Below are 12,687 nucleotides of genomic sequence, written 5' to 3'. Positions count from 1 at the left end.
CGCTTATGAAACCGGTAGTACGAGAGCATATTCAGCAACTGGATGTATCGCTTGGCGGGGGAATTGTCAGCGATAAGATCAGAGTCGATACGATTGACAATCCTATACTCATCATCGGGCTGGGGGGCACGGGCATTGACGCCCTCCTCCGCCTGAAATATCAGATCAACCGCCGCTTCAAGCTGCCAGAAGATCCGTTGTCCAAGAAGAAGCGGGACAAGCCGGATAATGTGGAGTTTCTGGCTTTTGAAACTAACGAACAGGATCGTAATAAAAAATATAAAGGCATCGGGCTCGATTCGCAGAATGAATTCGTGCTCTTGGCCAATGCCGAAATCGGGGGACTGCTGCAGAACCGCAGTATTTTGGACCCGTATATCACGGATTGGCTGTCCCCTGAGCTGAGCATTACGGACGGTATGAACGGCGCTGCCGGCGTGCGTCAGGCGGGACGGCTGCTCTTGTTCACCAAGATCAACCAAGTGGTTGGCGCCATTGACAAGAAGATCAAGACACTGTCTGTAGGCACCAACAAGAAGCTGATGGTGTTTCTGTTGACAGGACTTTCCGGCGGAACGGGCAGCGGTGCTTTCCTGGATATCGCTTATATCGTGCGCGGCATTATTGAGCGCGACTTTGGCTCTGCGGGGATTGACCGGGTGAACACGCTTGGTTATTTGTTTACACCAGACGTGAATCTCTCGAATAAGAGTCTCAGCGAACATACCCGCGAATATATCCGCAAGAACGGATATGCGGCGTTGAAGGAACTGGATTACTGGATGAATGTAGACAGCCGGGGCGAACGATTCCGTCAGCAGTACGGTAATATTTTGACCGTAAATTCGCCATTGCCTCCATTCAATCTGTGCCATCTCATCTCCGCGACCAATACTGAAGGCAAGCTGCTGGAGAACGCTTATGATTATTGCATGAACGTAACAGCAGAGAATATTACCAACTTTATGGCAAGTGAAGAGAAGCAGTCCGGTGAAGAATTCGCTATTCATGACTATATTAGCAACATCCGCACCAATATTGCCCAGATGAACAAGGCTTATCCGGCAAACTATGAATACAATATTATTGGGGCTTCATCTGCTGTGCTCCCGATCGAGGAAATGACGACCTATCTGGCTTACCGTCTGTTCGATAAAATGGAGAAAATGTTCCAGCAAGGGCCGGGGCAAGAAGACGTGGAGAAGTTTGCCCGCAAGCTGGGCATCGATCTTGATAGCATGGTCAAGACATTTGAATCCCGCGTGCCTGAGCCGCTGCCGGGCTTTGAGAACAGCGAACGGCTAAACCATGCCAATGTGATCAAGAATCAGGTTGTCAGCATGGATACAGAGTTGGAGCAGAATTTCCTTTCGCGTGCGCGTGAGGAGTACATCAAGGCGAGAAAGCAGCTTCCGGGAGAAATTGTCGGCCGGTTTGGCGAGGAGCTGGAGCGGATTTTCCTCCATCCGGAGCAAGGACCATTCTATGTTTCGCGGCTACTTTATACCGAAAAAGGCTTCTGTATCCTGAAGTCGATTCAGTCATATATTGAGACGCTTCGCGAAAGTCTGCTGCGACTGCCGCGTGATATTGAGACGGCGCAGGATAGTGCGGACGAGAAGCTGGGTGATGCCCGGAGTGCTTTTGTCTCTAAGGAGAAGAAGAAGAACGCTTATATTGAAGCGAAGATCAATGAGTACTGGCTGCATGCTGATGTAGAGCGCACCGAGCGAATGATTGAGTTTTATGAGGATCTGTACGAGCTGCTGAACGAAGAGAACAGCCGGATTTATGGTGTGTTCACAGAAATTCTGAGTGCGCTCAGCTCGATTTTTGCCAAGAATGGGGATATCCTCATTAACGGTGAAGAGCAGTCTGATCATAAAGGAAACAAAACTTATTATTGGAACATCGTCAATGTACCGGATATTTCAGCGACGATCTCCAAGATTATGGACCAGAAGGACGGCGACGATCTGATTCGTGACTTCACCCGGGAAATGCTCAAGCATTCCGGGCGCTGGGTCAGAGAGCAGGAGATTGATGTTGTTCGTTCCATCTCTGATTTCCTCAGCGATAAGTTCGGTGATTTGATCACCCGTTCTATGGAAGATTTCCTCGTAATGAAATATGGCCATGAGGAGCCGCTCGATAAATTTGTGGAGCGTATCATCGCCGGTAAGCTGGACGAGGAGGCTGTGCCGACCTTCCATCTTAGTAACAGTTCGGGCAATCTTCATTTTCCATCCTGGGGCTTCGTTTCGGTTCCTGTCAAAGCGCCGGGCATCTTGAAAGGTATTCGCAATTATCAGAATAATGCGCTGGGCAAATCACACTTTACGATCAAGGAAAGCGAAGTTAAGAACCGTATTTTCTGGCTGAACACACGCAACGGAGTGCCACTCTTCGTGTATACACCGCTGCGCGTATTTGAGGAGAACTACGAGCGGACCATTCTGGACAAGGAAGGCATTGGCCGCCATTTGGTGATGACAGACAAGAACAACTGGACCTATCTACCGTCGCCAATTCCGGAAAAATCATGGGGCGACACTTACGTCAATGCCCGCGTCCGTGATTACAATGCTCGTGTTCGTGCCGATTTCGACAAGGCGCTGGCATCAGGTGTGATTGTCGAAAAGGGGCTTGATGAAAACACAAGCAGCCGCTATTCGGTCATCTTCACGAAGCCGTTTGATCTTGAAACCTTCTTGAAAGGTTTCGATCTGCAGTTACAAGCGCCGCGCCCGAATCTTGGAGAGGTGAAGAAGGCTGCGGATGAACTGCGCTTGCTGCGGGAGAAGGGACTGGAACGGGAGGCGGTCAAGGATATCTTCGGCAGTGTCAATCAGGATCTGGCGAAGGAGAATCTGATTCGCACCCCGCAATTGATTACCCGTGTCCGTGAAGAACTGGCGAAGGTTGCGGAGCTGGAGGCTAAGGCCGCAGAACTGGATGCACTGCTGCATCAATATCTGGATGAAGAGAAGTGGATGGACCAGTTCCTTGAAGCTTTATATACAGACAGCATCATCAAGAAAGGTGCGCTGTATGTCTATGATCGTGATGAAGAAGAAGATGCTTGGGAGCCATTCGCGAATCTGATGAAGGAACGCAGTTATGTAGAGTATGCTGTGTATCGTCATTTCCGCAGTCTGGACGAGAAGAGCCGCAGTGTGCTGCTGCGCAAGGCAGCGCGCCGTGCGGGCGAGATGACCGCAGCCGAAGATGTATCTCCGCTGCTGTATAAACTGGAAGGTCTTTATGTCTCCTTCCTGGAGGCTCGCGACAGTCTAGAGTATGAGCGGGTAGAGCATGCCAATGGCGACGAAATGTATGGATTCTACAAGAGCATGACTGGCAAGCTTGGCAGTATCCGCAGAAAGCTGAAATAATCCTATGATTAAATCATTAGCATTATCTTATGGAGAACAATATGCGCAGCAGGAGGAGGCGCTGCGCAGCAAGGGGGATGGACGCAGCAGCATCCATTATCCCGCCCTGTTTTTGTTCGTAGGTGACAAGATTGCCCCAGCTATCGCTCCGGTACTGGACAGCTGCGAACGCAAATGGGATAACGCCGGAGGCGTTATGGCTATGCACACCCTTCCGGAAGGGGGAAGTCCAGTAGGGTACGGGGCCGGTGGGAGCCCGCGGGTTATGCCCATGACCCTACCCTCTGCGGCGGGACATGATCCACGTACTGTCCGAGCGGATGTTTACCGCGTATTTCAAGAGGACAGCCGCTATTTGGCGGAGATGAACCGATCCTTGCGGCGGATCAGCAACAGCATAGCGGATTATGGACGGCTGTATTCTTCCTTTGACGTTATCCATCTTTCTATCATTACGCGGGTCGATGACCCGCTTAATGTGTTCTTACCGGAGATAACGCTACTGGCCCGCGCTGTGCTAGGCCAATCGTTCAAATCGGTGCAGACAGACCTGTACGCCCTGATCAACGAACGTGAGCAGGGCGACAACTTCGGATATTCTAGTTCGGTCGGACTGGCCTTTATGCGTGAACTGGATGGAATGCAGATGCCGGACTACACGTTCCGTGCGCCGCTGCTTGTGACTGAAGACGGGCTATCCATTCCGGTAAGCCATGGTCCTTCCCAGCTATTTGATCTGGTCTATCTGTTGTCCGACAAGAATGAGCGAGGCATGATGTCCACAGGCGGCATGCAGGACAATTACGAGATCATCTCTCACATTAGTCTTCTGAAAAACCGGGTTCGGCCTACCTCCGATGAGGCTAGCGGACACGGCGGTTATAACAATATGACATTTAAAAGTGGCATTCGGGGCAGCTCCGGTCGACAGGGCTACGCAACCGCAGGTTTCTCCAGCGTAAGAAGGCCCAATATGCAGATTGCCCTGGCGGTCCTGTATCATGGCTTCCGGCGGCTGGCGGCGAACATGCGTGAAGGCAGTACGCCTGGCGTTCGTGAGCGGCAGTCCCTGTTCGGACTTGGCGCCGATACCCTGCGTGAGCGCTCCTCACTGCTTCTGCCGGATGAAGCAGGGCTGCAAGAGATGACGGGACTGATGAGTCACGGTCGTCCATCTTACAACGAATTGAAATATCTGTCCTTGCGGGAGGCAGAGGAGCTGTTGTTCGGCAGCGGAGGAAGCGACTATTTCCTCAGCAATTTCACTGCCGCTGCTGCAGGGCGGCTGGAGTCGATAGAGCCGCTACGGGATTGGCGGCCGTTACTGGCTGCGCAAGAAGCGGCAGTTCCTGCGGTGACCTTCTATCAGCTGGCAGAGTGGACGGCTGAACGTGACGATTCTGGCAGCCTGCTGTACGGGCTGCGCCAGCATATGGGCGGTCTCCGGTCCGTACTGGCGAATGCCAAGGCTGAACTTGAGCAGCTCTACAGTGACACTGTGGAGCGCCAGCCATTCCAGCGTGTGCCGCTGTTCGACAAGCGTACGGTACGCAACTTTATCCAGTATCTGTTTACAGTCGTTTATGGCAAAAAATATGAATTGCTACAGCTTGAATCCGAGCTGGGTCTATGTCGACAATTAGAAGCTGCGCTGGAACGGATTCATGCGGAGAGCATTGCCCGCGTAAAAATCATGGAGACGCTTGAGGAAGAACTGCGTGGCATTGCCCAGGACAGCATCCAGCGGACACGCGACGACATCGGGCAGAACATCATGGAGTACTATGGTGTAGTTACCGAAGAGGTGATGAAGGAGATCGAGACCCGGCGTGGTCCTGGCGTCTTCTTCAGTGAACGGTATCTGGGCAGTCTGTCACAGCTACTGGACCAAGGTCAAGAGGCGGTTGTAGAACGCCTGATTGAAATCTGCCGACGAGAATTACTGGCGGCTGAGGCATTCACACTTTCCTTTGAAGAGGAGCTGCTCCGGCGGGCCAATGTGGCGGTCGCTTATGACAACACGCAGGTGTTGTCTAAGGAAGAGCTGTTCAAGCGGCTCTACCGCAGCCTGGAAGAAGGAGCCATTGTCAATGTGCGGCTGTTCGAATATACGCAAGAGCATCGGCATGAGGAAAAATATTTTTTCGGCGACAGCACCTCTGAATTCCTGCGCTACGTCAACGGTGTGGATGAGACGACCCGGATCTACCGGCTGGGCTTCGTGCATGAGCAACGCAGAAGCGGGGTGGAGAAGCTCAACCTTATGGGCGGCTTTCATCTGGAGGATCTGTTGTATTACCGGAATGGCCGGGTATATTACGAGACTTACATCCAGAACGGCTACAAGCTGCATGCCATCGAAGAGGAACATCTTCCTGAGCTGCGTTAAAGATGCATGCATTAGGCAAGGAAGAGAAAAGAACAGCTTCAAATCAGGTTTCACTAATGTTCCACCGGAAAGGATGAATGAACATGCAGCGTAAAATTAATATGCTCCTGCTCTTCTTCGCATTGATCGGGGGGGCCGTAGCTTTTCTGATCGGAGAATGGCTACTGGGCCGCTGGCTCACAGACCTGCCATCCATCGTGCTTGTCGGCATTTACTTCGCGATCGTAGCGCTGGGAATCGGGGTAGGCTGCCTGATCGCCGAGATCATCTCTCCAAGACTGAACGGGGCTTCATGGAAGCAGCGCTACTTGGGATTATCTTGGAAGCTGCTGCCCCTGACACTGGTGCTGGCTTTTGGTGTCGGCGCAGTGACAGAGTTCGTGTATGAGCTGAACTTTGGCGGCATCAGGCCGGTTAAGGATGTGGTCATGGCCATCGACGATTCCGGTAGTATGGGCCAAAGCGATCCCGACAACCGCCGTTATTCGGCGGCCCAGGGTCTCGTGATGAGGATGGACAAGGACAATCAGGTAGCGGTGCTGACTTTTAACCAAGACGTGTCCGTAGTCCAGCCGCTTACACCGCTTTCGAATTCGGGGAACCGGGAAAAAGTCTCGGCAGCTATCCTGAATCTCAAGACCACGGATGGCGGCACGAATATCAGCGGTGCGCTGAATGAGGCACTGAACGTCATTAACAGCGACAGCAGAAGTGATCGCGGCTCCATGGTCATTCTACTGTCGGACGGTTTCAGTCAGATGGATACGGCTCGGGAACTGCAGGACTTTGTGGACCGGGGCATTGCAGTCAATACGATTGGGCTGGGCATAGAGGACCCGTCTGGTCCGGCGCTGTTACAGGAGATCGCCCGCGTGACCGGGGGGCAATATTATGATGTAACCGACGCTGGACGACTCGGCGATGTGTTCCAGCAAATCTATGACCGCCTTGGCGACCGGACGCTTCTGACAGAGCGTAGCGATGCTACCGAGAACAGCCCTTATTATGCAGCGGTCCGGATCCTGTCGCTGCTGCTAATCGGTGCAGCACTGGGCTTGGGTCTGGGTATCGTCTTCGACAACCGCCATCTGGCCAAGAGCTTCGGCATCGGCGGCGCTGTATCCGGTCTGCTGGCAGGGTTGATTCTGGAATACGGCCTTGGCGGCCACACCTTCAGCGATGCACTCATTCGGCTTCTGGCTGTTCTAGTGCTGGCTGCAATCATCGGGGTCTTCACTGGAGTCATTCCAGTTGGTGAAGGCCGATTGACTCGCAGAGGTACGAGAGCCGCTAAGGCGGTTACAGCAGCGGACAGCTTCGAGCGTCCGCGCAGAAACCGGGGAAGCAAGGGATTCTAGGAGAAGTGGAAAGGAGCTATTGTCATGAGGTATGCTGATGCAGATTCATCCACACCCTTGATCACAGAGATCACTACACAGGTGGAGGATCGGTTCTGCACGCTGAGATGGCGCTGGCCGGATGGTGTGCAGGCCGTATGCATTCATAAAGGCCCTGCAGATGAGCCTGTGGCCAGAGACATTCCGCCTGGCGGAATGAAGCTCTATACACGTGAAGAATACAAATCCAACAACGGTTATCGTGACCGGCTTGATGATATTGGACTGGTAGCGTACACCGTATATGCTCGTCAAACGGAGAACGGTGAGACCGTGCTGGTGCAGCAGCGGGACAAAGCCAACCGTGTGCTTGTAAGTGCGGGCAAGGCGCGGATCTATTATTCTATTGTTCAAAAAAAAGGGTTGTTCTCCAAACAAAAGACCGTACATATGTCGATTACGGCAGAGGTCCCTGTAGCAAGGGATGTGCTGTGTTATGTCAAGAAACGCGGTGGCCATCCTGCAGGGAAAGAAGACGGCATTCAGTTTCCGTTCGTGCAGGACTTTGCCGCCGGGCGTAACCAGCTTCCGCCGATTGAGATCGGCAAGGATGATTTTGTACGCATTTTTTTCACCGATGGACGGAAGTATGGGCTTGTCTATGAACTGGTGCCGGAGTAAGGCGCTCTGCGTCAGGAGCAAGGAGATTTGCAACACTTCACGCAGTCCAGGTGACCAGTACGAACGAAACGGGCTTTACTGTGTAAAGCTTTAAGGAGGATGAGAGATGTCTTTTTTTAGCCGCTTTATGAAAAAGAACCAGGCGCAGCCGCGGCCGCTCTATTACGATATCGTATGTCCCTTCTGCTTCACCAAGTTTGCGCCGGAGGACGTAGTCTTTCGGGCTATGCATAGCCGGGAGGACGATGAGAATTACGCGCTTGGCGAGGACGATGCGCTGAATAAATACCGTGAGCGCTTTGGACTGGACACCGTGGACGACATCGAGGCGATTATTCGTCCAGCCGATATCCCAGAGGAATATCATCATTACACAGATAATGTACTCACCGGTCTAACGGATCGTTATGGGGTACTTACACGCAGACGGCTATGCCCTTCCTGCCATAATGAGCTTCCGGTCACAGCTGGTAAGGTGCCAAGTAATATTATCTCCATTATCGGCGCTTCTCAGGTTGGGAAGTCGGTGTACATGACGGCGTTGATTCATACGCTCCAGCATACCACTGCCGGACATTTTGATGCTGCCTGCATGCCGCTGAATGCCGAGATCAGCCGCAAGTTCCGTACGCTCTATGAAGAGCCGCTGTTTGAACGCGGGGATCTGCTGGCTTCGACACAGAAGGAAAAGATGCAAGAGCCGTTCATCTTCCAGTTTGTCTTCAAGGACGAGAGCAAACCACCGCTGACGCTAGTCTTCTTCGATGTTGCGGGTGAAGGGATGGTCGACCAGGATTACCTGGGACTGCATGGTCAGCATATCAAGAACTCTGCGGGTATCCTGTTTATGGTTGATCCGCTGCAAATCCGTTCGGTACGCGAGAAGATCCGCATCAACATAGGTGACCGTCCGGGCGAATGGGTCTCACAATATGACGAGCCGCGCGACGTGGTTCTGACCATGTTCGGCGATTTTATTGCTTATCAGGAGAAGAGCAAGACGGACATTCCTACCGCAATCGTTCTGGCGAAGAGCGACATGCTCCATTCGTTAAAAGATGAAGACGGCGATTACATCAAGTCGAACAGTAACGTATTCAATAACTATGTGCACCGCAAAACGCTGAATCTGGACGAATTCCATAACATCGACGGGGAAATTCGCCGCTTTATTGGCAAGGTGGACCGTCCGTTCAAGGATACGATGGATGTGTATTTCTCCAACACTGCTTATTTTGCCGTATCCGCACTCGGCAGCAATCCCGTGAATCAGAAGATTGAAGGGGTTGTCAGCCCGATTCGGGTGGACGAGCCGTTCATCTGGCTGCTCCATAAGCTGAATTACATCGAGGGGAGCGACGGCCCGTGAAGAATCATTCAGGGGCGATGATCACTCAGCAGATGTATACCCGGGAGCGGCGCGGGATTTTTCGCTCCACAGAAGGGTTCGATACGGTAGCGAAGTCGGAGGGGTTGGACGGCGGGTTTATCAAAAAAATCCTTCATCCCTTCTGCCTCTATGATGCTCCGGCGGAACTAACGGCACGCGGGGAGAAGGCCGAATCGGCCTACCCCTCGGCGTTGCACCTGTTCCATACGGAGAACGGGGAGACCGTCATCGGAAACAGCCGCTATCAGTCGGCAGATTTCACGGGGCAGCGGAGCGCTTTTTTCGCCCATAACTTTGTTGTTCCGGCTGCTCGTGCAGAAGAGGTTGTAGAGCATTATGGGGATTGGCTGCATGCCGATTTTGCGGGAAGTTACACAGGTGAGCTGGGTGGCATCTTGCCAGAGCTGTCTTCTATCCCGGTGGGGAGGAGGACTCAGGCCGCCCCTGGTACAGTGTTATCTTCCCTGAATATTGGGGAAGACTTGTTCAAGGCACTGCTGCAGGCGGTGATGACCTCCGTGGCGGGCAAGAAGAAGATTTATATAGCGCTGGATGTGCCTATTGGAGAGTTGTCGAAACGAGCAGCAGAGCTGACCGAGGTTATTTTCGGTGCACTTCCCAATGAGTTCCGTCGCAGACTGGGTGTCATTACGTATGCCAATGAGCCAAAGAGCCGCAAATATATTCATTTGACCTTTGTAGAGAAAGGTTCACTTCGCCCCGGCGACCGCAATGTGGAGAAGGATTTTACGTTCGATCTCGTCTCCGGACGCAGCAGTAATGCCGAATTCGGGGATTTGCGGCAGCAGTATGCCGATCTGGCCTGGAAGGTCACGAGCAGCGGCGGCAGCATGCATGATTTCGGTCAATTTGCTGACCGGATGCTGGACGGGGAAAGCTTGGAACGCAAGCTATCGCTCGGACTCTATAATGAACTGGCTGTATTTTACGAGATTGAACAAGGCAATGAAAGCTTGTATGAGCAGAACAAATTCGCGGTTCTTGGTGGCTTGCTGGACTACCTCAAAAGGGACGGCGCGCTGGAGTCACGAGTCCGTTTGAACGATATTTTTCTGGAGCGATTTGACCGTGAATTTGATCAGATACGGCAAGGGGGTCCGCTGATCCCTGCGTTGATGGAGAGCTTCAAGGCTTACTATGTGCTGCCGGGACATAATTACAGGGGTCGTATCGTCGATTATTTCATTAACGGGATGCTGAACAACAGCAACCAAGGGCGAGAGGACGACCTGAAGGCGGCGTATGCCATTATCGAAAGTGAAGAAGAACTGAGTGCGGCCTTTTTCAAAAAAGTGCTGGGTCAGTCGATCTTCCGCCGGAGGCTTTTGGAGCCGTATTTGGAGAACCGTCTGGCTGCCGCCGCATCAGTAGCGGATATTGCAGGTTTTGTACTCTATTGGGGACGCACGCTGCCAGAGGTGCTTCAGCAGACCTTTATGGAGGATAGACCCAAGGATTACTTGCTGGAAAAGCTTCAGCGTGAACCCGATCCTGTTGTCGCTGTGGCCGGGATTCATGAGCGTGTGGAGAAAGCTGAGAAGGATCGGCGGCGTAGCGGTGGTATCCAGCCTGAAGCGCTTGAACTTCTGCACGGATTGGCTGCGGCCGCTGACCGTTTTCTGCTGAACCGTCTGTCCCTAGCGGAACTAACGAAGGAACAACTACTGGATATTGCCTTCCTGCGTTATCCCAAAGGTGCTGCCAAATGGTATCCGCCGCTGGATCAAATCAGTAAGCAGAAGGAGAACGCGCTGCGGGCCGCCTACCGCTGGTTCGGGGAAGAGGGGCCGGATGAAGGGATTTTCGCCGAGTTGACTCCAAAAGAGCTGGATGATGTGCAGCTCCTTGGACGGCGCTGGCTGAAGGAGGCAAGGTCCGCTGAACCTTTCGAACGGCTGCCGCTGGGCTTTTATTATAGCAGTCATCGTGAGGGCGGTCCGCTGGACTACGAGGCGTTGCTGGAATTGGTTAACCAGAAAGCAGGTTCGGATAAAGAGACCGTCTACCGCTTCCTGGCTTGGTCACAAGGCAATCCATTGTTTGTAATCTCGAACAAGAAGCTGCAGCCGGGGTACCGCCGAGCAATTCTGAAATATTTCAATAACAATGACCGAGAAGCTTTCAAGAATCGCGAACTCCGCAAAACCTATCTTGCAGCCGCACGTCCTGCTCTGCAAAATGTATATGATGAAGCCCGCTCCCAATTGGCTTCACCGCTGGCGCGGTGGGTCAGCCGCAGTCGATTTCAAATCCTGATCTCGGGGCTCGCAATTGGAATTGTCCTGGTTATTGCAATTATAGCGATCAGCATGCTGCGGCCAGACGGGAAAGATAGCACTCTGCCGGAGACCAATCTGCAGCCAAGTCCGGTCCAGACAGCCGTTACTGACCAACTGCCGGTTATTGCCTATCTACTGGCACCTGACGGAGAGCAGGAGGAGGGTAGTAAGCTGCAGTTTATTTTCCCTACCGCCGCTGAGTGCGATAGTTTCAAGCCGGCTGAGATTAGTGTGCTCCATACCGATGAAACCAAGACTACGTATAAAGTAACAGCTACGACCAGTACGTGTGCATTACCATCATCGGATCTAGGAGATTCCTCCGGAGAAGGGAATTCTGATACGGGTAATGCAGCCGGAAACGCAGATGGAACGGCAACGGATGCTTCTCCGCATTCATCGGCTAATGCCAAGGATGCAGTGACTGATCAAGCTAGTAAAGCTGTGAATCAGAAAGAGCAGGCATCTTCAACGATTGATCCTGCCGCTTCACCTTCGCCTACATCAGAGGGAGAGGAAGGACAGGCAGTCCTGGAAGAGGGCCAATATCAGGTAACCATTGAGCTAGAGCCCGGGGCCCCACTGGCACAAGGCAGCACGATTGAGGCTGGGAACTATAAGCTGAAGTTGTTCGAGAAGGCTCCGGTGCCATCCTCTGATCAGTCATCGGCAAAGGACGAAGTAAGTCCTGATCCAACGGCTACAGCAAAAGCGAAAAAGAAATAACAATTGCTACTCCTGAACAGCTGCAGAGTTATGACTTGGACAAGTTATGGTTCTGCAGTATTTAGGAGTTTTTTCACTGTCAAAATGGGGAAAAACCGATTCTGGCAGTTTTTCTATGGACATACCGGGGGATTATAGCTATCATTAGGAAGATTAAAATTTAATAGTCTAGTTAATGGAGAAGGTGCAGACTCAGAAAGCCTGGGTTTGCTTAAAAGGGAAGACCGGTTCAAAATCCGGCGCGGTCCCGCCACTGTAGATGCGGAGCGACTTTTCAAATGCCACTGGTCCTATAAAGGAGTCGGGAAGGCGGAAAGAAGCGATGAGGCATGAGCCAGGAAACCTGCCTTTTTCAAGGTGTTCCCATGCCTTCGGGGGGTGAGGCCGGGAACCAGATGCAGATGAATATTTTTTTGGGGATAAATCCCTGTTCAATCTGCCCTCAAGCCAAGTTTGTTCCGACCGCCCT

General features: G+C 52.4%; 6 protein-coding genes and 1 riboswitch. All 6 genes read left to right on the top strand.

The genetic code is table 11. The features are described 5' to 3' along the window. The first annotated feature begins 5 nt into the window (after positions 1 to 5). Positions 6 to 3,395, top strand: a complete 3,390-nt coding sequence (locus ACFVRY_RS24340) for a tubulin-like doman-containing protein (protein WP_387502875.1) — start codon at positions 6 to 8, stop codon at positions 3,393 to 3,395. A gap of 4 nt (positions 3,396 to 3,399) precedes the next feature. Further along, positions 3,400 to 5,784, top strand: a complete 2,385-nt coding sequence (locus tag ACFVRY_RS24335) for a transcription initiation factor TFIID (protein WP_387502874.1) — start codon at positions 3,400 to 3,402, stop codon at positions 5,782 to 5,784. Between the two features lie 83 nt (positions 5,785 to 5,867). After that, the gene (locus tag ACFVRY_RS24330) at positions 5,868 to 7,142 is read left to right on the top strand and encodes a vWA domain-containing protein (RefSeq protein WP_387502873.1); all 1,275 of its coding nucleotides are present in this window, start codon (positions 5,868 to 5,870) and stop codon (positions 7,140 to 7,142) included. A 24-nt stretch (positions 7,143 to 7,166) separates the two neighbouring features. Beyond that, positions 7,167 to 7,802 carry a beta-mannanase gene (locus ACFVRY_RS24325; protein WP_387502872.1) on the top strand — a complete coding sequence of 212 codons (636 nt, stop codon included), beginning with the start codon at positions 7,167 to 7,169 and terminating at the stop codon, positions 7,800 to 7,802. 106 nt (positions 7,803 to 7,908) lie between these two features. Further along, entirely contained in the window at positions 7,909 to 9,171 is a 1,263-nt protein-coding gene (locus ACFVRY_RS24320; RefSeq protein WP_387502871.1) for a hypothetical protein, read from the top strand. Further along, complete coding sequence (locus ACFVRY_RS24315; protein ID WP_387502870.1) at positions 9,168 to 12,218, top strand: GAP1-N2 domain-containing protein; 3,051 nt, start codon at positions 9,168 to 9,170, stop codon at positions 12,216 to 12,218. Before ACFVRY_RS24320 ends, ACFVRY_RS24315 begins: the two co-directional genes overlap by 4 nt. A gap of 165 nt (positions 12,219 to 12,383) precedes the next feature. Continuing rightward, positions 12,384 to 12,583, top strand: a riboswitch (cobalamin riboswitch). Positions 12,584 to 12,687 lie beyond the last annotated feature (104 nt).

Source organism: Paenibacillus sp. NPDC057934, from assembly GCF_042887565.1.
Classification (GTDB): Bacteria; Bacillota; Bacilli; order Paenibacillales; family Paenibacillaceae; genus Paenibacillus_AQ.
The sequence above is the reverse complement of the archived record's forward strand: the minus strand, read 5'-3'. Positions and strand labels throughout refer to the sequence as shown.